The sequence below is a fragment of the Tenacibaculum sp. SDUM215027 genome (genome assembly GCF_050566205.1).
Taxonomy (GTDB): domain Bacteria; phylum Bacteroidota; class Bacteroidia; order Flavobacteriales; family Flavobacteriaceae; genus Polaribacter.
In genome coordinates, this window is the sequence record NZ_JBNXUE010000005.1 from 143,051 (window position 1) to 165,029 (window position 21,979).

The 21,979-nt window shown below is 33.6% G+C and carries 19 protein-coding genes and 5 tRNA genes; all 24 read right to left on the reverse strand.

Annotated elements, in window-relative coordinates; genetic code table 11:
* Nucleotides 1-84: 84 nt before the first annotated feature.
* Complete coding sequence (rpoC, locus tag ACQYZ7_RS12305) at nucleotides 85-4,359, reverse strand: DNA-directed RNA polymerase subunit beta' (protein ID WP_430730032.1); 4,275 nt, start codon at nucleotides 4,357-4,359, stop codon at nucleotides 85-87.
* A gap of 98 nt (nucleotides 4,360-4,457) precedes the next feature.
* Nucleotides 4,458-8,267 carry a DNA-directed RNA polymerase subunit beta gene (gene rpoB / locus ACQYZ7_RS12310; RefSeq protein WP_430730033.1) on the reverse strand — a complete coding sequence of 1,270 codons (3,810 nt, stop codon included), beginning with the start codon at nucleotides 8,265-8,267 and terminating at the stop codon, nucleotides 4,458-4,460.
* A gap of 240 nt (nucleotides 8,268-8,507) precedes the next feature.
* The gene (rplL, locus tag ACQYZ7_RS12315) at nucleotides 8,508-8,882 is read right to left on the reverse strand and encodes a 50S ribosomal protein L7/L12 (RefSeq protein ID WP_430730034.1); all 375 of its coding nucleotides are present in this window, start codon (nucleotides 8,880-8,882) and stop codon (nucleotides 8,508-8,510) included.
* A 50-nt stretch (nucleotides 8,883-8,932) separates the two neighbouring features.
* Complete coding sequence (rplJ, locus tag ACQYZ7_RS12320) at nucleotides 8,933-9,448, reverse strand: 50S ribosomal protein L10 (protein ID WP_430730035.1); 516 nt, start codon at nucleotides 9,446-9,448, stop codon at nucleotides 8,933-8,935.
* Nucleotides 9,449-9,469: 21 nt separating this feature from the next.
* Nucleotides 9,470-10,159: a 50S ribosomal protein L1 gene (gene rplA / locus ACQYZ7_RS12325; RefSeq protein WP_115902080.1), complete on the reverse strand. Its 690-nt coding sequence runs from the start codon at nucleotides 10,157-10,159 to the stop codon at nucleotides 9,470-9,472.
* Nucleotides 10,160-10,179: 20 nt separating this feature from the next.
* A complete protein-coding gene (rplK, locus tag ACQYZ7_RS12330) occupies nucleotides 10,180-10,617 on the reverse strand; it encodes a 50S ribosomal protein L11 (RefSeq protein ID WP_047790105.1) in 438 nt (145 codons plus the stop codon).
* A 64-nt stretch (nucleotides 10,618-10,681) separates the two neighbouring features.
* Nucleotides 10,682-11,230: a transcription termination/antitermination protein NusG gene (gene nusG, locus ACQYZ7_RS12335; RefSeq protein WP_099214163.1), complete on the reverse strand. Its 549-nt coding sequence runs from the start codon at nucleotides 11,228-11,230 to the stop codon at nucleotides 10,682-10,684.
* Between the two features lie 2 nt (nucleotides 11,231-11,232).
* Nucleotides 11,233-11,424: a preprotein translocase subunit SecE gene (gene secE / locus ACQYZ7_RS12340; RefSeq protein ID WP_047790104.1), complete on the reverse strand. Its 192-nt coding sequence runs from the start codon at nucleotides 11,422-11,424 to the stop codon at nucleotides 11,233-11,235.
* 53 nt (nucleotides 11,425-11,477) lie between these two features.
* Nucleotides 11,478-11,550, reverse strand: a tRNA-Trp gene (locus ACQYZ7_RS12345).
* Nucleotides 11,551-11,611: 61 nt separating this feature from the next.
* A complete protein-coding gene (gene tuf, locus ACQYZ7_RS12350; RefSeq protein ID WP_430730036.1) occupies nucleotides 11,612-12,799 on the reverse strand; it encodes an elongation factor Tu in 1,188 nt (395 codons plus the stop codon).
* A gap of 75 nt (nucleotides 12,800-12,874) precedes the next feature.
* Nucleotides 12,875-12,947, reverse strand: a tRNA-Thr gene (locus tag ACQYZ7_RS12355).
* 11 nt (nucleotides 12,948-12,958) lie between these two features.
* Nucleotides 12,959-13,031: transfer RNA gene (locus ACQYZ7_RS12360), tRNA-Gly, on the reverse strand.
* Between the two features lie 21 nt (nucleotides 13,032-13,052).
* Nucleotides 13,053-13,135, reverse strand: a tRNA-Tyr gene (locus ACQYZ7_RS12365).
* A 41-nt stretch (nucleotides 13,136-13,176) separates the two neighbouring features.
* Nucleotides 13,177-13,250, reverse strand: a tRNA-Thr gene (locus tag ACQYZ7_RS12370).
* A gap of 98 nt (nucleotides 13,251-13,348) precedes the next feature.
* Nucleotides 13,349-13,657: a ribosome hibernation-promoting factor, HPF/YfiA family gene (gene hpf, locus ACQYZ7_RS12375; RefSeq protein WP_430730037.1), complete on the reverse strand. Its 309-nt coding sequence runs from the start codon at nucleotides 13,655-13,657 to the stop codon at nucleotides 13,349-13,351.
* 14 nt (nucleotides 13,658-13,671) lie between these two features.
* Entirely contained in the window at nucleotides 13,672-14,559 is an 888-nt protein-coding gene (locus ACQYZ7_RS12380) for a tyrosine-type recombinase/integrase (protein WP_430730038.1), read from the reverse strand.
* 83 nt (nucleotides 14,560-14,642) lie between these two features.
* Nucleotides 14,643-14,840, reverse strand: a complete 198-nt coding sequence (gene rpsU, locus ACQYZ7_RS12385) for a 30S ribosomal protein S21 (RefSeq protein ID WP_115902084.1) — start codon at nucleotides 14,838-14,840, stop codon at nucleotides 14,643-14,645.
* 214 nt (nucleotides 14,841-15,054) lie between these two features.
* Nucleotides 15,055-16,221 (reverse strand): acyl-CoA dehydrogenase family protein, encoded by a 1,167-nt coding sequence (locus tag ACQYZ7_RS12390; protein WP_430730039.1) that lies wholly within the window; start codon nucleotides 16,219-16,221, stop codon nucleotides 15,055-15,057.
* A gap of 31 nt (nucleotides 16,222-16,252) precedes the next feature.
* Nucleotides 16,253-17,170 carry a helix-hairpin-helix domain-containing protein gene (locus tag ACQYZ7_RS12395; protein WP_430730040.1) on the reverse strand — a complete coding sequence of 306 codons (918 nt, stop codon included), beginning with the start codon at nucleotides 17,168-17,170 and terminating at the stop codon, nucleotides 16,253-16,255.
* A 13-nt stretch (nucleotides 17,171-17,183) separates the two neighbouring features.
* The gene (locus ACQYZ7_RS12400) at nucleotides 17,184-18,875 is read right to left on the reverse strand and encodes an alanine/glycine:cation symporter family protein (protein ID WP_430730041.1); all 1,692 of its coding nucleotides are present in this window, start codon (nucleotides 18,873-18,875) and stop codon (nucleotides 17,184-17,186) included.
* 85 nt (nucleotides 18,876-18,960) lie between these two features.
* On the reverse strand, nucleotides 18,961-19,857 hold the full coding sequence (locus tag ACQYZ7_RS12405; RefSeq protein ID WP_430730042.1) for an SDR family oxidoreductase: 897 nt from the start codon (nucleotides 19,855-19,857) through the stop codon (nucleotides 18,961-18,963).
* A complete protein-coding gene (locus ACQYZ7_RS12410; RefSeq protein ID WP_430730043.1) occupies nucleotides 19,857-20,861 on the reverse strand; it encodes a potassium channel family protein in 1,005 nt (334 codons plus the stop codon). Before ACQYZ7_RS12410 ends, ACQYZ7_RS12405 begins: the two co-directional genes overlap by 1 nt.
* The gene (locus ACQYZ7_RS12415) at nucleotides 20,858-21,085 is read right to left on the reverse strand and encodes a PspC domain-containing protein (RefSeq protein ID WP_430730044.1); all 228 of its coding nucleotides are present in this window, start codon (nucleotides 21,083-21,085) and stop codon (nucleotides 20,858-20,860) included. Before ACQYZ7_RS12415 ends, ACQYZ7_RS12410 begins: the two co-directional genes overlap by 4 nt.
* Nucleotides 21,085-21,909, reverse strand: coding sequence for a class I SAM-dependent methyltransferase (locus tag ACQYZ7_RS12420; RefSeq protein ID WP_430730045.1), 825 nt, complete (start codon nucleotides 21,907-21,909; stop codon nucleotides 21,085-21,087). The genes ACQYZ7_RS12415 and ACQYZ7_RS12420 overlap by 1 nt, the downstream gene beginning before the upstream one ends.
* Nucleotides 21,910-21,979 lie beyond the last annotated feature (70 nt).

Here is a 21,979-nt window from a genome sequence, read left to right on the forward strand (position 1 = left end):
AGTCTTTATATTATTTAGTTAAAAAATAAGGGTTTAGAGTTCTAAGAACTCTAAACCCTTGATATTATTTATAAACTCAAGTTTTTATAAACTTTGTTCAATCTCATCCTTAGGTCCAACTACTATGTCTTCGTAAGCTCTCATTCCTGTACCAGCTGGTATACGTTTACCAACAATTACATTTTCTTTTAATCCTTCTAAAGTATCAATTTTACCGTTTACAGCGGCTTCATTTAATACTTTAGTTGTTTCCTGGAATGATGCAGCTGAGATAAATGACTTCGTTTGTAACGATGCTCTAGTAATACCTTGTAATACTTGCTCAGCTGTTGCTGGTTGAGCATCACGTGCTACTACTAAGTTTTTATCTTCTCTACGTAATAACGAGTTTTCATCTCTTAATTGACGAGCTGAAACTATTTGTCCTGCCTTTAAATTTGTAGAATCTCCAGCATCTTCAACAACTTTCATCCCGTAAATAGCATCATTTTCTTTGATGAAATCAGTTTTATGAACTAATTGATTTTCTAAGAATAAAGTATCTCCTGAATCAATAATTCTAACTTTTCGCATCATTTGACGTACTACTACTTCGAAATGCTTGTCGTTAATTTTCACCCCTTGTAAACGATATACTTCTTGGATTTCGTTTACTAAGTACTCTTGTACTGCTGAAGGTCCTTTAATATTTAAGATATCTATTGGAGTAATTGCTCCATCAGATAACGGCATTCCTGCTTTAATAAAGTCGTTTTCTTGAACTAAGATTTGATTAGATAACTTAATTAAGTATTTCTTAATCTCTCCAGTTTTAGATTCGATAATAATTTCACGGTTACCACGCTTAATTTTACCAAATGATACAACTCCATCAATTTGTGCTACTACAGCTGGGTTAGAAGGGTTACGTGCTTCGAATAACTCAGTTACACGTGGTAAACCTCCTGTAATATCTCCTGCTTTACCAGACTTACGAGGAATCTTAACTAAAGTTTTACCTGATTCTACTTTATCTCCATCACTTACCATTAAGTGTGCTCCTACTGGTAGACTGTACGAACGTAACGCGTTACCATCAGCATCTTCAATAATTAATGAAGGAATAATCTTCTTATTCTTAGAATCTGTAATTACTTTTTCTTGGAATCCTGTTTGTTCATCAACTTCTACAGAGAAGTTAATTCCTTGCTCTAAGTTATCAAACTTAACTTTTCCTCCAAATTCAGAAACAATAACTCCGTTAAATGGATCCCATTGACATACTGCATCTCCTTTCTTAATTGTCTTTCTATCTTTATCAAAAAGAATAGAACCATAAGGAATAATGTTAGTACTTAATACAATTCCAGTTTTCTTATCTGTAATCTTAATCTCTGCTGTACGAGAAATTACGATTTCTACTTCTTCTCCTGCTGAATCTTTACCTTTTACAGTACGTAAATCATCAATTGATACAGAACCGTCGAATTTAGCGATTAACTTATTATCTTCTGAAATGTTTCCTGCTACCCCTCCAACGTGGAATGTACGTAATGTTAACTGTGTACCAGGCTCTCCAATAGATTGTGCTGCAATTACACCTACTGCTTCACCTCTTTGAACTTTTTTACCTGTTGATAAGCTTTGTCCGTAACATTTTTCACAGATTCCTCTTTCAGATTCACATGTTAATGCTGAACGTACTTCAACCTTATCTATTCCTGAAGCTTGTATTTTATCAGCTAAGACTGGTGTTATTAACTCTCCTGATTCAACTAGTAATTCATCAGATATTGGTGCGTATACATCGTATAATGCTGTACGACCTGTAATCCTCTCACTTAAAGGTTCAACGATTTCATCATTTTTCTTTAATGGAGCTACTTCTAATCCTCTTAATGTACCACAATCTACTTCGTTAACGATAACATCTTGAGATACATCTACTAAACGACGTGTTAAATAACCTGCATCGGCTGTTTTTAATGCGGTATCGGCAAGACCTTTACGTGCACCGTGCGTTGAGATAAAGTATTCTAAAATTGATAAACCTTCTTTAAAGTTCGATAAAATCGGGTTTTCAATAATTTCTCCACCTCCTGCAGTCGATTTTTTAGGTTTCGCCATTAATCCACGCATACCTGTTAACTGACGAATCTGCTCTTTCGATCCACGTGCTCCAGAATCTAACATCATAAATACAGAGTTAAATCCTTGTTGATCTTCACGTAAACGCTTCATCGATAATTCAGTCAATCTATTATTAGTAGATCCCCAAACATCAATTACCTGGTTGTAACGCTCTTTTTGCGTTAACATACCCATGTTATAGTTCATAACGATTCCATCCACTTCTTTATTAGCTTCAGCAATCATCGTATGCTTTTCTTCTGGAATAATGATATCTCCTAATGAAAACGATAAACCTCCTTGGAAGGCAAACGTATATCCCATACCTTTAATATCATCTAAGAATTTACCTATCGATGGAATATCTGTTACTTTTAAGATATTACCAATAATTCCACGTAACGATTTTTTGGTTAATACCTCATTAATATATCCTGCCTGCTCTGGTACTACTTCATTAAATAATACTCTACCAACAGTAGTTTCAATTATTTGAGTTACTAACTCTCCGTTTTCATTGAAATCTTTAGTTCTTACTTTTATTCCAGCATTTAAGTCTACTCTGTCTTCGTTATAAGCAATAGTAACCTCTTCTGGAGAATAGAAAGTTAATCCTTCACCTTTTATAGGCACTTCTGGAGTTGACTTTCTTTCTTTTGTCATATAGTATAACCCTAAAACCATATCCTGAGACGGTACCGTAATTGGTGCTCCGTTTGCAGGGTTTAAGATATTATGAGAAGCTAACATTAATAATTGCGCTTCTAAAATAGCTTCTGGTCCTAATGGTAAGTGAACCGCCATTTGATCCCCATCAAAATCGGCGTTAAATGCCGTACATACTAATGGGTGTAAACGAATTGCCTTTCCTTCAATTAATTTTGGTTGGAAAGCTTGGATACCTAAACGGTGTAAGGTAGGAGCACGGTTTAATAAAACTGGGTGTCCTTTAATTACATTTTCTAAAATATCCCAAACAACTGGTTCTTTTCTATCAATTATTTTCTTTGCAGATTTTACTGTCTTAACAATTCCTCTTTCGATTAACTTACGAATAACGAAAGGTTTGTATAATTCAGCTGCCATATCTTTTGGCAATCCACATTCGTATAACTTTAATTCTGGTCCAACAACAATTACCGAACGTGCAGAGTAATCAACACGCTTACCTAATAAGTTTTGACGGAAACGCCCTTGCTTACCTTTTAAACTATCAGATAATGATTTTAATGGTCTGTTAGACTCAGTTTTTACTGCTGATGATTTACGTGTGTTATCAAATAATGAATCTACTGATTCTTGTAACATACGTTTTTCATTACGTAAAATTACCTCTGGTGCTTTAATTTCCATTAATCGCTTTAAACGATTGTTACGGATAATTACACGACGGTATAAATCATTTAAATCAGAAGTTGCGAAACGACCTCCATCTAATGGTACTAATGGACGTAATTCTGGTGGAATAACCGGAACTACTTTCATTATCATCCATTCTGGGTTGTTTTCTCTATTCTTTTGAGAATCTCTGAATGCTTCAACAACATTTAAACGCTTTAATGCTTCGTTTTTACGTTGCTTAGAAGTTTCTGTATTTGCTTTATGACGTAACTGGTATGATAACTCGTCTAAATCGATTCTTTCTAATAAATCGATTAAACATTCTGCTCCCATTTTAGCTATAAACTTATTAGGATCAGAATCTTCCAAATACATATTTTCTTGTGGAAGCTCATCTGCGATATCTAAATATTCTTCCTCAGTTAAGAAGTCCATTTTTTGTAATGGTTCTCCTTCAGCATTTTTAGCAATACCTGGTTGAATTACAACGTAACGTTCGTAGTAAATAATCATATCTAACTTCTTAGATGGTAAACCTAAAAGGTATCCCATTTTGTTAGGTAATGATCTAAAATACCAAATATGTGCTACAGGTACTACTAAATTAATATGACCTACTCTATCTCTACGTACTTTTTTCTCAGTAACTTCAACACCACAACGGTCACAAACGATACCTTTATATCGAATTCTTTTATATTTACCACACGCACACTCATAGTCTTTTACAGGACCAAAGATACGCTCACAAAATAACCCATCTCTTTCTGGTTTATGCGTACGGTAGTTAATAGTTTCTGGTTTTAACACCTCTCCTTTAGAAGCCTCTAAAATAGACTCAGGTGATGCTAAACCTATTGAAATTTTGTTAAACTTCTTAACAGTGTATTTTTCGTTTTTTCTTGCCATGATAATGGATTCGAATTAAAAATAAATGTCTAATAATAAGACTGATATTGAAAAAATGATTTGCCTCAGAGCTTTCGCTCTGAGACATTTCACTGTGATTATTCTTCTAATTTAACGTCTAATCCTAAACCTTTAAGTTCATGCATTAATACGTTAAATGATTCTGGTAAACCTGGTTCTGGCATTGCTTCTCCTTTAACGATAGACTCGTAAGTTTTTGCTCTACCTAATACGTCATCAGACTTAACAGTTAAGATTTCTCGTAAGATACTTGATGCACCATATGCTTCAAGTGCCCAAACTTCCATCTCACCAAAACGCTGACCTCCAAACTGAGCTTTACCTCCTAATGGCTGCTGAGTAATTAATGAGTATGGTCCGATAGAACGTGCGTGCATCTTATCTTCAATCATGTGACCTAACTTAATCATATAAATTACCCCTACTGTTGCAGGTTGGTCAAAACGTTTACCTGTACCTCCATCATATAAATATGTATGTCCGTAACGTGGTATTCCAGCTTCGTCTGTTAAAGCATTTATTTGATCAATTTTTGCTCCATCAAAAATAGGTGTCGCATATTTTTGATCTAATTTTTGTCCTGCCCATCCAAGAACAGTTTCATAAATCTGACCAATGTTCATACGAGATGGTACCCCTAATGGATTTAATACGATATCTACTGGTGTTCCGTCTTCTAAGAAAGGCATATCTTCTTGACGTACGATACGTGCAACAATACCTTTGTTTCCGTGACGTCCTGCCATCTTATCTCCTACTTTTAATTTACGTTTTTTAGCAACATAAATTTTAGCAAGTTTTAAAATTCCAGCTGGTAGTTCGTCTCCTACAGAAATTGTAAATTTCTCACGACGTAAAACTCCTTGTAAATCGTTTACTTTAATTTTATAATTGTGAACTAATTCAACAACTAAAGAATTTAAATCTTTATCAGTAGTCCAAGTTCCGTGTAAGTGTGTAAAATCTTCAACAGAATTTAACATTTTTTGAGTGAATTTCTTACCTTTTGGCAATACTTCTTCACCTAAATCATTATAAACTCCTTGAGAAGTTTTACCTGATACTAAGTTGAATAACTTTTCAACTAAAACATCTTTTAACTCCTCGAATTTAGACACATAAGATGCTTCTAAAGCTGCAATTGCTTCTTTATCACGAGCACGCTTATTCTTATCTTTTACAGCACGTTTGAATAATTTTTTATTAATTACAACACCTCTTAACGATGGAGAAGCTTTTAATGATGCATCTTTTACATCACCTGCTTTGTCACCAAAGATTGCTCTTAATAACTTTTCTTCAGGAGTTGGATCAGATTCTCCTTTTGGTGTAATCTTACCTATTAAGATATCACCTGGATTTACTTCTGCTCCAATACGAATCATTCCGTTTTCATCTAAGTCTTTTGTAGCCTCTTCTGAAACATTAGGAATATCGTTTGTTAATTCTTCCGCTCCTAATTTCGTATCACGAACATCTAATGAATATTCATCAATATGAATAGAAGTAAAGATATCTTCACGAACTACTTTTTCAGAAATCACAATCGCATCCTCAAAGTTATACCCTTTCCAAGGCATAAAGGCTACTTTCATGTTTCTACCTAAAGCTAATTCTCCTTTTTGTGTTGCATATCCTTCACAAAGTACTTGTCCTTCCTCAACTCTATCACCTACTCTTACAATTGGTTTTAGGTTAATGTTAGTACCTTGGTTGGTTTTTCTGAACTTAATTAAGTTATACGATTTCTCATCAGATTCAAAGCTTACCATACGCTCTTCTTCAGTTCTATCGTACTTAATTGTTATTTTGTTGGCATCTACATACTCAACTACTCCTGCTCCTTCAGCATTGATTAAAATACGAGAGTCTTTTGCTACTCTACGTTCTAAACCTGTACCAACGATAGGAGACTCTGGACGTAATAATGGAACTGCTTGACGCATCATGTTCGATCCCATTAATGCACGGTTCGCATCATCATGCTCTAAGAAAGGAATTAACGATGCTGAAATCGAAGCTATTTGGTTTGGAGCAACGTCCATGTAATTAATTGCTTCTGGACTTTCAACTGGGAAATCACCTTCTTCACGGGCAATAACTCTATCACGTTCTATTTTACCATCTTTTGCAATAGGTAAGTTAGATTGTGCAATCTTCATTCCTTCTTCCTCCTCTGCACTTAAGTAAATAGGATCTTCTCCTAAAACTGTACCATCTTCAACTTTTTTATATGGTGTTTCGATGAATCCCATGTAGTTTACTTTCGCGTAAACTGCTAAAGAAGATATAAGTCCAATGTTTGGCCCTTCAGGTGTTTCAATCGGACATAAACGACCATAGTGTGTATAGTGAACGTCACGAACCTCGAAACCTGCTCTTTCACGTGATAAACCTCCAGGTCCTAAGGCCGATAAACGACGCTTATGAGTAATCTCTGCTAATGGGTTTGTTTGATCCATGAACTGAGATAACTGGTTGGTACCAAAGAAAGAGTTAATTACTGATGATAAAGTTTTCGCATTAATTAAATCAATTGGAGTAAATACTTCGTTATCACGAACATTCATTCTTTCACGAATAGTACGTGCCATACGAGCTAAACCTACACCAAATTGACCTGCTAATTGCTCTCCAACAGTTCTAACACGACGGTTAGATAAGTGATCGATATCATCTACTTCAGCTTTTGAATTGATTAACTCAATTAAATACTTGATAATAGTAATGATATCGTTCTTAGTTAATACTTTTTGATCTAAATCTTCATTTAACTGAAGCTTAGTATTCATTCTAAAACGTCCTACCTCACCTAAACTATAACGTTGTTCTGAGAAGAATAACTTTTCAATAATTCCTCTTGCAGTCTCCTCGTCTGGCGGTTCAGCATTACGTAATTGTCTATATACGTGCTCTACAGCTTCTTTTTCAGAGTTTGTAGGGTCTTTTTGTAATGTGTTATGGATGATGGCATAATCAGCTTGTAAGTTATCTTCTTTATGTAATAAGACAGTCTTAGCTCCTGCTTCGATTATTTCATCAATATGTTCTTTTTCTATAATTGTATCACGGTCGAAAATAATTTCGTTACGCTCAATAGATACTACTTCTCCTGTATCTTCATCTACGAAATCTTCATGCCAAGTTTTTAATACTCTAGCTGCTAATTTACGCCCTAATACTTTTTTTAATCCAGCTTTAGAAACTTTTACTTCTTCCGCTAAATCAAAAATTTCTAAAATATCTTTATCTCTTTCAAAACCTATGGCTCTGAATAACGTTGTTACTGGTAATTTTTTCTTTCTATCAATATAAGCATACATTACTTGATTGATATCGGTAGCAAATTCAATCCAAGAACCTTTAAATGGTATAACTCTTGCAGAGTATAACTTAGTTCCGTTTGCGTGAAATGATTGCCCAAAGAATACACCTGGTGAACGGTGTAATTGTGACACAACTACTCTTTCTGCACCATTAATGATGAAGGTACCAGAGTTTGTCATATAAGGAATTGTACCTAAGTACACATCTTGAACGATTGTTTCAAAATCTTCGTGTTCTGGGTCAGTACAATATAATTTTAAACGTGCTTTTAGAGGTACACTGTGAGTTAATCCACGCTCTATACATTCTTGAATGCTATATCTTGGTGGATCTACAAAGTAGTCTAAAAATTCTAATACGAATTGATTACGAGTATCTGTAATCGGGAAGTTATCCATGAAAGTTTTATACAAACCTTCTTCTCCTCGCTCTTCAGCTTTAGTTTGCAATTGGAAGAAATCTTGGAAAGATTTTACCTGAATATCTAAAAAATCTGGATAATCAGTCCCTAACTGCGATGACGCGAAGTTAATTCTTTCAGTAGTATTTATCGTTGCCAAAAGAGATGCTATTTTTAATTAAAAATATTATTTTTGAAACTCATTTGTTTCAATACTGCAATTTTAATTGCTGTTACTGATTAAAAATCAGCACTTTATAATCGTAAAATCACAATTAAAAACATTGTGACAAATAAAGAACGAATATATACACAAAATGGTTTAGGACTAAAAACATAAGTTTTTAGTACCTAAACCTTTATTGTTTTTTCCCGTTTTTTTATAAATCGGGAGTATAGCTTACTTAAGCTCTACCTCAGCTCCTGCTTCTTCTAAAGACTTCTTAAGACCTTCTGCCTCATCTTTAGATATACCTTCTTTGATTGGTGCTGGTGCGCTATCTACAATACCTTTAGCTTCTTTTAATCCTAATCCAGTTAATTCTTTAACTAATTTTACAACTGCTAATTTAGAACCTCCTGCTGCTTTTAAGATTACATCAAACTCAGTTTGCTCTTCTGCTGCATCTCCTCCACCTGCTGCTGGTCCTGCAATTGCTACTGCTGCTGCTGCTGGCTCAATACCATACTCTTCTTTTAAAATATCAGCTAATTCATTAACTTCTTTTACTGTTAAGTTAACTAATTGTTCTGCGAAATCTTTTAAATCTGCCATTTTAATTGTTTTTTAAAAATTTTATTTATTTAGTTTATTAGTGCGCGTAATTATCTTTCTGATAATGTTTGTAAAATACCTGATAACTTACCACCACCTGATTGTAATGCTGAAACAACATTCTTCGCAGGAGATTGTAATAAGGTAATAATATCTCCAATAAGTTCTTCTCTAGACTTAATGTTAACAAGAGCGTCTAATTGGTCATCCCCAACATAAACCGCCTCTTCAACATATGCTCCTTTTAATAAAGGCTTGTCTGATTTTTTTCTGAACTCTTTGATTACTTTTGCTGGCGCATTTGCTGCTTCAGCAATTAACATTGAAGTATTTCCTTTTAATACATCTGGTAACTCTCCAAAATCTTTATCAGAAGCTTCCATTGCTTTTGAAAGCAATGTGTTCTTTACAACAGCCAATTGTACGTTTGCTTTGAAACAAGCTCTACGTAAGTTAGATGTAGTAGTAGCATCTAATCCAGAAATATCTGCTAAATAGATGGTACTCGTATCTGCTAACTGTGCTGTTAAATCTTGTATTACTTGTGATTTTTCCTCTCTAGTCATAATTAAAAAGTTTTAACTGCCTTACGATACAGATTTTTCATCTATTGCAACACTAGGACTCATTGTTGAAGACATAAAAATACTCTTAATATAAGTTCCTTTTGCCGCAGTTGGCTTTAATTTAATAAGTGTTTGCAATAACTCGTTTGCATTTTCTTCAATCTTTTTAGCATCAAAAGATACTTTTCCAATTGCTGCGTGTACAATACCAGTTTTATCAACTTTAAAGTCAATTTTACCAGCTTTTACTTCGGTTACTGCTTTTGCAACGTCCATTGTTACCGTACCTGTTTTTGGGTTTGGCATTAAACCTCTTGGTCCTAAAATACGACCTAAAGGACCTAATTTACCCATAACGCTTGGCATAGTAATAATAACGTCTACATCAGTCCATCCTCCTTTAATCTTTTGAAGGTACTCATCTAATCCTACATAATCAGCACCTGCTTCTTTAGCTTCTGCTTCTTTATCTGGAGTAACTAATGCTAAAACCTTTACATCTTTACCGGTTCCGTGAGGTAATGTTACAACTCCACGAACCATTTGATTAGCTTTACGAGGATCAACTCCTAAACGTACTGCTAAATCAACAGACGCATCAAATTTTACGTTTGTAATCTCTTTAACTAATGCTGATGCATCTTGTAAGCTATAAACTTTAGAGCTATCTACTTTAGCACGAGCTTCTTTTTGCTTTCTAGTAATTGCCATTTCTAAATATCTTTTAAAGTTTAAGCAGGTGCATCACCTGTTACTGTTAATCCCATAGAACGAGCTGTTCCGGCAATCATTCGCATTGCAGACTCAACTTCAAAGGCATTCATATCTACCATTTTGTCTTCTGCTATTCCACGAATTTGATCCCAAGAAACGCTTGCTACTTTTTTCCTATTAGGTTCTCCTGAACCTTTCTTAATTTTGGCCGCTTCTAATAATTGTACTGCGGCTGGTGGTGTTTTTACAACAAATTCAAATGATTTGTCTGTATAAACTGTAATAACAACTGGTAATACTTTACCTTGTTTGTCCTGTGTACGAGCATTAAACTGCTTACAGAACTCCATGATGTTAACACCGGCAGCACCTAAAGCGGGTCCAACTGGTGGCGACGGATTCGCTGCACCTCCCCTAACTTGTAGTTTAACTAATTTACTTACTTCTTTTGCCATTGTTTAAGATTTAACGATGTGTTTAAATTGGAAGCTTAAACTCATCTAAATATAGGTGTAACAATTATATTTTCTCTACTTGCATATAATTTAGTTCTAATGGAGTTTTTCTTCCGAAAATCTTAACCATTACTTCTAATTTACGCTTTTCTTCATTTACTTTTTCAACAGTTCCATCGAATCCATTGAAAGGACCATCAATTACTTTTACAGTTTCTCCAACTGTGTAAGGAATTGCAATATTTTCATCTTTAACAGAAAGCTCATCTACTTTACCTAACATTCTGTTTACTTCTGATTTACGCATTGGCACTGGATCTCCTCCTTTTGTTTCACCTAAAAAACCAATAACTCCTGTTACTGATTTAATTACGTGAGGAACTTCTCCTGCTAAATTAGCTTCAACCATTACATAACCAGGAAAGTAAACTCTTTCTCTGTTAATTTTCTTCCCGTTTCTTACTTGAATAACTTTTTCTGTAGGAACAATTACTTGGTTTACAAAATCAGACAACCCATGTCGAGCAATCTCAGTCTCAATATAAGTTTTCACCTTATTTTCTTGACCTCCAATAGCTCTAACTACATACCACTTCATCACCGAATCAGCCATCATTAAAACATTTTAAAGAAGTTATCTAACCCAGTTTGAAAAACCTTATCTATCCCTGCTACAGCTAAAGCAAATACAATTGTAAATGCTGCAACTACTACAGTAGACTTCTGAGCTTCTTCACGAGAAATCCAAGTCATATTGGTATTTAATTCTTCAAAAGAATCTTTAATGTATTGTACAAAGTTACTCATATTTTATCCTTTTAACGAGTTGCAGTTTTCACCACAACTCGTTTTAGTTTTTGCACGGGTTGAGAGGCTCGAACTCCCGACACCTGGTTTTGGAGACCAGTGCTCTACCAACTGAGCTAAACCCGTATTTTAAAGGAGTCTCTCTCTTAAAAAGAGACTCCTTATACTCTTTATTATTAAACTATAATTAGTCTAAGATTTCAGTTACCTGACCAGCTCCTACTGTTCTACCTCCTTCACGGATAGCGAACTGTAAACCTGTGTTTAATGCGATAGGTTGGATTAAGTCAACTATAATAGTTAAGTTATCACCTGGCATTACCATTTCTACTCCTTCTGGTAAAGCAATGTTACCAGTTACATCAGTTGTACGTACGTAGAACTGTGGACGGTAGTTATTATGGAATGGAGTGTGACGTCCACCTTCTTCTTTCTTTAAGATATACACCTCAGCTTTAAACTTAGCGTGTGGAGTAATAGAACCTGGCTTACAGATTACCATTCCTCTCTTAATCATAGATTTCTCAATACCTCTTAATAAGATACCTGCGTTATCTCCAGCTTCACCTCTATCTAAGATTTGACGGAACATTTCGATACCAGTTACAGTAGATGTTAATTTCTCATCTCCCATACCAATAATCTCTACAGGATCTCCAGTATTAACAATACCAGTTTCGATACGTCCAGTTGCTACTGTACCACGACCTGTAATAGAGAATACATCCTCGATAGGCATTAAGAAATCTTTATCAGTATCTCTTGGTGGCTCTTCAATCCAAGTATCTACAGCTTCCATTAATTCTAAAACTGTATCAACCCACTTTTGCTCTCCGTTTAATGCACCTAAAGCAGAACCAGAAATTACAGGACCATTATCTCCATCATATTCATAGAAAGATAATAAATCTCTTACTTCCATTTCTACTAATTCTAATAATTCCTCGTCATCAACCATATCAACTTTGTTTAAGAAAACAACGATACGTGGAATACCTACCTGACGACCTAATAAGATGTGCTCACGAGTTTGTGGCATTGGACCATCTGTAGCAGCTACTACTAAGATAGCACCATCCATTTGTGCAGCACCAGTTACCATATTCTTTACGTAATCGGCGTGACCTGGACAGTCAACGTGTGCGTAGTGACGGTTAGCTGTTGCGTATTCTACGTGAGAAGAGTTAATTGTAATACCTCTTTCTTTTTCTTCTGGAGCGTTATCGATTTGATCAAAAGCTCTCTGCTCAGAAAATCCAGCATCTGCTAATACTTTAGTGATTGCAGCAGTTAAAGTAGTTTTACCGTGATCTACGTGACCAATAGTACCTACGTTTAAGTGCGGTTTCGAACGATCATAAGTTCCTTTTGCCATGATTATTAATTTTAATTCTTAGTTAAATATATTTAGTGTTATTTTTAAACTCTTGTCAAATAAACTCTAAAATAGAGCCAACAACGGGATTTGAACCCGTGACCTCATCCCTACCAAGGATGCGCTCTACCAACTGAGCTATGTCGGCAACGAATTTAGAGCGGGAGACCAGGTTCGAACTGGCGACATTCAGCTTGGAAGGCTGACGCTCTACCAACTGAGCTACTCCCGCAATAAAATTTTATTAAGATAGTGGGGAGAGCAGGATTCGAACCTGCGAAGTCGTAAGACAACGGAGTTACAGTCCGTCCCATTTGGCCGCTCTGGAATCTCCCCTAAACCTTAAATAGTATTTTAATGAACTTTTATTTTTTTAGAGCCGATGGAGGGACTCGAACCCACGACCTGCTGATTACAAATCAGCTGCTCTAGCCAGCTGAGCTACATCGGCTTTTGCTATAAAAAAACAATCCGCTATTTCTAACGGACTGCAAATGTAAAAAGTAATTTTTAATTTTTAAAACTTTTTTAATTATTTTTTATCGTTATTTATGATACTAACACATCCTTTGATTTTTCTTTTGATTTTTGCAACTGTCTTTTTAAGGATTCGACCGATACACTAATACCTTCTTCAAAGGTTTTATTTTGTTTCTTCACTATTAATTCACTTCCTGGAATATTAATTTTTACTTCAGTAATTTTATTCTCCTTCTCACTCGTTTTTTGCACTTTTAAAAACACCTCTGCATCAACGATCTTATCATGAAATTTTTCTAATCCCCCTATTTTTTTCTCAATGAAATCTATTAGTTTTTGGTCTGCTGAGAAATTTACTGATTGCGTGAATACCTTCATAATTCTTCGATCTTTTAAGTTGACTCTCTAGGGTGAGCCTTGTTATACACTTTTTTTATTTGCTCCAAGCTATTGTGCGTATATACTTGGGTGGAGGCTAAACTTGAATGTCCTAGCAATTCTTTAACCGAATTTAACGACGCACCGTTATTAAGTAAATGTGTCGCAAAAGCATGCCTTAATATATGAGGGCTTTTTTTAGCTTTTGTTGACACCCTACTAAAGTACAAATTTATTATTCGGTAAACAAGAGTTTCATAAATTTTAACTCCTTTTTTAGTTACAAAAAGCACCTCCATATCCACCTCTTCTAACTCCTTTTTTTCACTTAAATATTCTTCTAAAGTTTTATAAACTGACGGTAAGATTGTTACATACCTTTCTTTATTTCTCTTTCCTAAGACTTTTATTGTTTTACTTGTATGATCTACATCTTTCTCTTTAACATTTATTAACTCAATCCTCCTCATCCCTGTTGAATACAACATTTCTATAATTAATCGATCTCTTACTGATTCAAAATCAGCACCCTCTCTTATTAATTCTAAAACTTCTTTTACTTCATTTTGATCAAAAGGTGTTTGTATTTTCTTCTGAACTTTTAATGCTTTATGATTTGACAATGGATTCGTGGCAACTTCTCCAATTTTTTGCAGAAACTTATAGAAAGTTTTTAAAGAACTAACTTTTCTGTTTACACTTCTATTTGACACATCATTATCTACCAAACTAACAATCCATGTTCGAATTTGATTGTAATGAATATTTTCTAAATCCTCCTGACCAAACTCGACCTCACAAAAATCTTTAAACGTAATTAAATCTGTTTTGTACGCTTGAATTGTATTTTTTGAATATTTTTTTTCAAATTCTAAATACTCCAAAAAAGCCTCTATTAGCATTATTTATCTTATTTATTAATTGAAGGTACAAAAAAAACCTGTATTGATATCAATACAGGTTTTTTACATTTTAAGGATAACTACTATCCTACTTCTTCTTGAGTTCTTAATCCTTGAACGTAAGATGCTTTAATCATTTGAGCACGTTTTGCTACAGATGGCTTTGTAAACTGCTTTCTGTTACGTAATTGCTGCATCGTTTTAGTGTTGCTGAATTTACGCTTATAACGTTTTAACGCTCTATCGATATTCTCTCCTTCTTTAACTGGAATGATTAACATATTTTTGCACCTCCTTTCATTGTAGTCTCTATATATTAACAAACCGACAACAAACAGTATATCAGTTTATTATATCTTTTTATTTGATTTTGGACCGCAAATATACAAAGTATTCTTTAATATCAAATTATTTTATTTCTTTTTTGGTTTTAAAAATAGCCTAAATAAAAAAATCCTGCTATTGCAGGATTTTAACTTTTATCTTAGGAACAACCTATGTTGCAGGTTTATATTCTTTCTTATCTATTATCATTTTTGCAATAATCTCTTTAAGAATCTCCGAAGTACCTCCTCCAATTGGTCCTAAACGACTATCACGTAGTAAACGTGCCATTGGGTACTCTTCCATATATCCATAACCTCCTAACAACTGCAAAGCTTCATAAATAACCTCATCTGCCATTTTAGTAGACAGCAATTTACTCATACTCGCTTCTTTCACGACATAAATACCATCATTCAATCGTTTTGCTATAGAATAATTATATTCTCTACACATATCTACTCTACTGGCCATTTCTGCTACTTTATGACGTAAGGCTTGAAATTTATCTAATGTTTTCCCGAAAGCTTCACGCTCACTCATGTATTGCACAACATAATCAACTGCATAGTCTGCACGAGCATGAGCATTAATCCCCATTATTAAACGTTCTAAAGCGAAATGCTGCATAATATAAGGAAAACCTTTCCCTTCATCTCCCATTAAATTTTCAGCAGGTATTACCACATTATCAAAAGCAATTTCTGCAGTATCAGAAGCTCTCCACCCTAACTTATCTAATTTAGTTGAAGAAATTCCTTGAGTATCTCTATCAATAATAAAAATACTCATTCCCTTATGTTTGTCTTCTGGATCTGTTTTAGCTGCAACGACTAAGTAATCAGAATACACTCCATTCGTAATAAATGTTTTTGATCCATTAATCACATAAGTATCTCCTTTTTTTATTGCTGTTGTACGCATTCCTGCAACATCACTTCCTCCAAAAGGTTCTGTAATACATAAACACCCTATTTTATCTCCTTCGATACTTGGTGTTAAATATTCTTTTTTAATTCGATCGTCTCCTTCTTTATTTACATGTGTCATTGCTAAATAAGCATGTGCCCACATATTAGCTGCAAAACCTCCTGAATTTATTTTTTGTAACTCTTCTAAAAAGATAACAGTATAAAAAAGGTCTAAACCTAATCCTCCATATTCTTCTGGTTGATTTAAGCCAAAGTATCCCATTTCACCGAATTTCTTCCAGATAAAACGCTCTACCGTGCCTTCTTTCTCCCATTTATTTATATGAGGAACGACCTCTTTTTGTAAAAAATCTTTAAAACTCTGACGAAAGGCTTCGTGCTCTTCGGTAAAGTACATACTATTCATAGTGGCTTGTTTATTAAATTTTGTTGCTTGTTTATTTTGCTTCCAAATATAAGATTATTCTATCGTATTTATTTAGTGGAAAATCTTTAATATTTCTTAATTCTGATATATCTTGGAGTTCTGCTACTTCATCCCTGTATTCAAAAATCTTTTTACATAGCTCATAATTTATATATGGGTTTTTCAATACTTCTTTAAATCTCGCTGTATTTACATTTACTTTTTTAATTGTTGGCTTTTCTACTATAGTAAAAGTTTTTATAACTCTATTTGCTGTTACTTTATCTAGACCCCAAACTTCATATAATTGTTCAGAAAGTGAAAATCCTTGTAATTTACCTCGATATTTTATTATTCTAGAAGATAGCACCTCGCCTATTCCGCTAATAGTTTCAAAATCTTTTTGAGTAGCTTTGTTTATGTCTGTGGTACTCAACGTTGGTTTTACATATGGCAAATTTTGATTTTCAGTTCTATAATTACTTCCTGACCTTGTTCGTAATAACGTTTGATTTTTTCTTTTATTTCTAGCATCCACCCAATCTGGGAATTTGAAATACGGAGCTATCTTATTCAATAAGCTATCAGACACTTTTGTTACTTGTTTAAAATCCTCTACAGAATTAATCCACTTATTTAGCTTTCTGTAATTATGTAATCTATCTACTTCTTCAACTGACATCCCTAATTGATATCCTTTAAAATCAGTTATATAATTTGGATTGAATGGATATAGCTTTGGCTTTCTACCATCCAGCTCTATTCTTTTTAAACTATCAATTCTATTCTGAAAAGCTATCAATTCCGATTCATTTACGTCTTCTACTTCTTCTTCAGAAAAATCGGCATAGACATATATTAATTGTAAAGCAACAATGATAAACAACAAAAAGAAAACCCCATTTCGTTGGCGTTTGTTATACCAGAAATGGGGTTTAAATATTTTCATTAATTTTTATTTCTTATTCTTCTACTGCTTCTTTCTTAAGGTTAATAGCATCTAAATATCTTTTTAGTTGCTTTTTAACCACAGGCATTAACAAGTATAAACCTACCATGTTAGGAAACACCATTGCAAAAATCATTGCATCAGAGAAATCCCAAATAGACTTCATACTAGCCGCTGCACCAATTACCACAAAAGTTAAGAATAAAATTTTATATGTTAAATCAGCCTTCTTTCCTCTACCAAATAAAAACTTCCAAGACTGTAATCCGTAATACGACCAAGAAATCATTGTTGAAACCGCAAACAATACTACTGCTACTGTTAAGAATAAGTTTGAGAAAGGAATGTAAGCTGCAAATGCTCTTGAAGTAATTCCTGCCCCTTCATAAGCTACACCATCAATAAACACTGACCCTGTACCATCTCCTCCATATTCAAAGGCTCCTCCAAAATTAAAAATAATAATAACTAAAGCAGTCATTGTACATATTAATACAGTATCTATAAATGGTTCTAATAATGCTACTAGACCTTCAGAAGCTGAATATTTTGTTTTTACTGCTGAGTGTGCAATTGAAGCTGAACCAGCTCCTGCTTCGTTTGAAAAAGCCGCTCTTTTAAACCCTACTAATAAAACACCTATAATACCACCTACACCTATTGCTGTTGGATTAAAAGCTTCTGTTATAATTAAAGAGATAGCATCATCTATTAAAGAAAAATTAACTCCTAATATATATAAACAAGCTAATAAGTATAACAAAGCCATAAAAGGAACTACTTTTTCAGTAACAGAAGCAATTCTTTTGATACCCCCAATAATTATTACACCTACTAAAATAGCTAGCACAACACCTATGATAGCTCCAGCTGCTGTACTTTCTAAACCTAACAACTCCTTAATTACTATAGTTGCTTGATTAGACTGAGCCGCATTACCTCCACCAAAAGAACCTCCAATACAGAAAACTGCAAATGCTCCTGCAACTATTTTACCTAGGATTACAAAACCTTTTTCTTTTAATCCTTTTGATAAATAGTACATAGGTCCTCCATATACTGTTCCATCTTCACCTACATCACGATAGTGTACTCCTAATGTACATTCAACAAATTTTGTAGACATTCCTAGTAAGCCACAAATAACCATCCAAAATGTTGCTCCTGGACCACCTAAAGCGATTGCTAACGCAACCCCTGCAATATTACCATTTCCTACTGTACCAGAAACAGCTGTTGCCAGTGCCTGAAAATGTGATACCTCTCCTTCATGACTTTCATCTCTAATAGTATCTTTTATATCTCCATCAATTTCTAAATCACTATGTAAACTCTCTACATTTTCTATATGCTCCTCAATATCATCAACTTCATTCATATCTACTCCTTGAGCTATACCATCTTCTCCATATAACAATTGAGCCCCATGCTTTTCAATATCCTCATATTTTCCTCTTACAACATTAATTGCAGTAAAGAAGTAACGAACATTAGGGAATCCAAAATAAATCGTAAAAAAAGCGGCACTAGCCACTAACAAAATCAATACAAAAGGGGTTCCAAATACTGGAAAGAAAATCACACTACTAAAAAAATCAGAAATAGGTTTAAAAGCTTCGTCAATTTGTTTGTCTAAACCTTTTTCTTGTGCAAATGTTAACATTGGCGTTATCAAAAACAGCAATGCAAGTAGTTTTTTGTTCATAATATGTATTAGATTTTTGAATTAGTAGCCCGCAATATCATAAAAAAATGTACTTACAACAAGTTTTCGTTGTTAAATATAGTTTTTACGTTAGTTTTTCTTTAAATTTTTGTAAATCTTCTCGAAATGGTTTCGGAGCTAACCCTAAATATTGCTCAGTTTTTGCTAAATCAAACCCTGTTATCTCTGGGCGTTTAGCTCTTTGATTTAGAACTTCTGTAGAAATTGGTTTTATCAAGCTTTTATCCAACATAAAAACTTCTGCTATTTGTTGTGCTATTTCATAAATACTCAACAATTTTTTTGAGGAAACATTAAAAACTCCCAATGCTTTTTTATCTATTGACAATTTACACGCCAATGCTAAATCTTCAACATAAGTTGGCATACGAAATTGATCATCTACTATTGTAATTTCTTTACCTTCTTCCAACATTTTCTTCACCCATAACACTATATTACTACGTGACATATCGTATACTTTTCCATACACTAATATCGTCCGTAAAATAGTATAATCTATAGTCGATTTTGTTAAGACTTCTTCTGACTTCAATTTAGAGAGTCCATAATAACTTAACGGATTTGGTTTATCAGTCTCCTTATATGTTCCTTTTTTTCCATCAAAAATAAAATCAGTTGAAATATGGATTAAATGTGTGTTATTATCTTTAGAATAGTTTTTAAGATATTGGACTACATCAATATTTAATTTATCACAAGCTTCTTTGTTTATTTCACATATATCAACGTTAGTCATTGCTGCTGTATTTACAATAACATCAGGTTTGTGTTCAGATAGCTTTCTGTAAAGTGACGTTTTATCTGTAATGTCTATTGAAACATACTCAAAATCGTTTCTTCCACTTCTGTTTTCACCTCTAGAGAATCCTATTACTTGATAATCTTTTTCTTTTAACAAAAGATTCACTAGAGTTTGCCCAAGTAAACCATTACTACCAGTTACAACTACTTTCTTCATTAAAAAATTCTTCTAAGAGTTTCTATTTGTTCAGGGCGCCCTAAAACAATTAAATTGCCTCCTGCTTCTAATTTCACAGAAGCCTCTGGGTTGATAATATAATCTTTATCTGGAGTTCGATAACCTATTACTGTACACCCTGTTTTTTTTCGTAAATCTAAGTCTAAAATTGTTTTATCAAGATATTTTTCAGGTAAACCATTAATAGCCACTTCTTCTAAATTTGCAGTCGTTTCTCCTTCAATAGTTAATCTATCAACAAACTCAATAACATCTGGAGTAACAACTAAAGACGCCATGTGTGAACCACCTAATTTATCAGGCATTATCACATTATCTGCTCCCGCTATTTTTAGTTTATTATATGAAGTTTCTTTTGACGCTCTACTAATTACTTTACAGTTTTTATTCAATTGTTTTGCAGTTAACACCACAAACAAATTATCAGCATCAGAAGCTAAAGCAGTTATTAAGTTTTTTGCATTCATAATCCCTGCTCTTAACAAAGTTTCATCGAGCGTTGCATCTCCTTGAATTGTTAACACTCCTTTTTCATCTAATTGCCTGACTATTTCATCGAACTTTTCAACTATAACTACTTGTTTCTTGTAATTCTTTAATTTTGAAATAGCTTGTTTACCATTTCTTCCATAACCACACACAATAGTATGCCCTTTTAATTGTTCTATTTTTTTTTGCACTTTTTTTACTTTTAGTTGATGGAAAAATTGTCCGCTAATTAAATACTCTGAAAACGAAGAAACCGCATAACCAAAAATAAACAAGCTGGATATTATTAATCCGATGGTAAACAATTTTTCTCCTGTCCCAAATGGATGCACTTCTCCGAAACCAATAGTACTAATGGTTATAATTGTCATATATAAAGCATCTATTAGAGAATACCCAAAAAACACTATATAACCTAACACCCCTACCGAAACAATCAATACAGAATAAATTATAGCTTTATATAACCTTGACTTAAATACGGTATTTATCATAAATCAAAAACAGAAGTTCTTTTAGTGTAAATCATATCTTTTAACCTCAGTAAAAAGGCCATAGTTAAGTACAAGCCAAAAGACAAGCCAACTGTTACAAATGATATGTATATAAAAAACAAACGTACATTAGTAGCTCGCATACCTAAACGATCTGCAAACCTAGAAGACACATTAAAACCGTGTCGTTCGAAAAAATGTCGTACTGAATGGATAAACCTCATTACACTATTTTTTTTAATATATAAAAATTCTCATTTAGAATTAAATTTTCCTCTAATTTCACCTCGTTATTATATTTTTTTGAAAGACTAAAGTAGTCTTGATGATTTACCAAATCATAATTTTTACTTTCTCTATAAAAATCATCTTCAATTGTCTGCCAATCCGATGCTTCAGTTTTCACCATTTCTTTATTACAAAAATTGAGTAATTTTTTAAACCCTTCGGATTTTTTTAATCCTTTTTGAAAAGAAGCACTTCCTATGTAATCTCCTTTCTCTTGGGTTTCCGAAAAAAAATCAAAAAGTTTCTCTGTATCCTTTCTCGACAAAAAAAACAGCACCCCTTCTATTAAAACAAATGAGGTTTTATCTTTTTTGATTGACTTAATTGTTTTTAACAATTTCTCTACATAATCTTCACTAAAATCAACCCCAACAAAATGAATCGTCCTTTCAGGCAACTTCCCTGCTTTTATAAACTCTCCTATTCTGCTTTTCTTATAATTGATTACCTCCTCTTTATCTATTTCTATGTTAATTATATTTTCATCTAATAGAAAAGGATACATACTAAAGCCACATCCAAAGTTAATAACTACATCTGGCTTTAACCTTTCAATCTCCTCTAAAAAAAATCGATTTCTTAAACAATGCGCCGAAACTTCTTCTACACAAACTTGATTGAGGTATTTTTTTACTAGAACATCTGTTCGAGAATTACTCCAAAGCTCTGCATACACATCCCTACTCAAAGTCTCATTCAAAGACCTAAATGTTGATGTAACAAATGCTGTTTCGTGTATTTCTATACTAAGACTACTCATTAACACGCAAGATACTATTTTCAGTTTATTTGTTAACAATCACTACTTCAAAATAAATTTGGTTTTGGTA

Bases quoted from the DNA above. Each gene is read 5' to 3' on its own strand.
- rpoC (WP_430730032.1), bottom strand. From the start codon at position 4,359: ATGGCAAGAAAAAACGAAAAATACACTGTTAAGAAGTTTAACAAAATT.
- rplL (WP_430730034.1), bottom strand. From the start codon at position 8,882: ATGGCAGATTTAAAAGATTTCGCAGAACAATTAGTTAACTTAACAGTA.
- rplJ (WP_430730035.1), bottom strand. From the start codon at position 9,448: ATGACTAGAGAGGAAAAATCACAAGTAATACAAGATTTAACAGCACAG.
- rplA (WP_115902080.1), bottom strand. From the start codon at position 10,159: ATGGCAATTACTAGAAAGCAAAAAGAAGCTCGTGCTAAAGTAGATAGC.
- rplK (WP_047790105.1), bottom strand. From the start codon at position 10,617: ATGGCAAAAGAAGTAAGTAAATTAGTTAAACTACAAGTTAGGGGAGGT.
- nusG (WP_099214163.1), bottom strand. From the start codon at position 11,230: ATGGCTGATTCGGTGATGAAGTGGTATGTAGTTAGAGCTATTGGAGGT.
- secE (WP_047790104.1), bottom strand. From the start codon at position 11,424: ATGAGTAACTTTGTACAATACATTAAAGATTCTTTTGAAGAATTAAAT.
- tuf (WP_430730036.1), bottom strand. From the start codon at position 12,799: ATGGCAAAAGGAACTTATGATCGTTCGAAACCGCACTTAAACGTAGGT.
- hpf (WP_430730037.1), bottom strand. From the start codon at position 13,657: ATGAAGGTATTCACGCAATCAGTAAATTTCTCAGCAGACCAAAAACTA.
- ACQYZ7_RS12380 (WP_430730038.1), bottom strand. From the start codon at position 14,559: ATGCTAATAGAGGCTTTTTTGGAGTATTTAGAATTTGAAAAAAAATAT.
- rpsU (WP_115902084.1), bottom strand. From the start codon at position 14,840: ATGTTAATCATTCCAGTTAAAGAAGGAGAGAATATCGATAGAGCGTTA.
- ACQYZ7_RS12390 (WP_430730039.1), bottom strand. From the start codon at position 16,221: ATGAATAGTATGTACTTTACCGAAGAGCACGAAGCCTTTCGTCAGAGT.
- ACQYZ7_RS12395 (WP_430730040.1), bottom strand. From the start codon at position 17,170: ATGAAAATATTTAAACCCCATTTCTGGTATAACAAACGCCAACGAAAT.
- ACQYZ7_RS12400 (WP_430730041.1), bottom strand. From the start codon at position 18,875: ATGAACAAAAAACTACTTGCATTGCTGTTTTTGATAACGCCAATGTTA.
- ACQYZ7_RS12405 (WP_430730042.1), bottom strand. From the start codon at position 19,857: ATGAAGAAAGTAGTTGTAACTGGTAGTAATGGTTTACTTGGGCAAACT.
- ACQYZ7_RS12410 (WP_430730043.1), bottom strand. From the start codon at position 20,861: ATGATAAATACCGTATTTAAGTCAAGGTTATATAAAGCTATAATTTAT.
- ACQYZ7_RS12415 (WP_430730044.1), bottom strand. From the start codon at position 21,085: ATGAGGTTTATCCATTCAGTACGACATTTTTTCGAACGACACGGTTTT.
- ACQYZ7_RS12420 (WP_430730045.1), bottom strand. From the start codon at position 21,909: ATGAGTAGTCTTAGTATAGAAATACACGAAACAGCATTTGTTACATCA.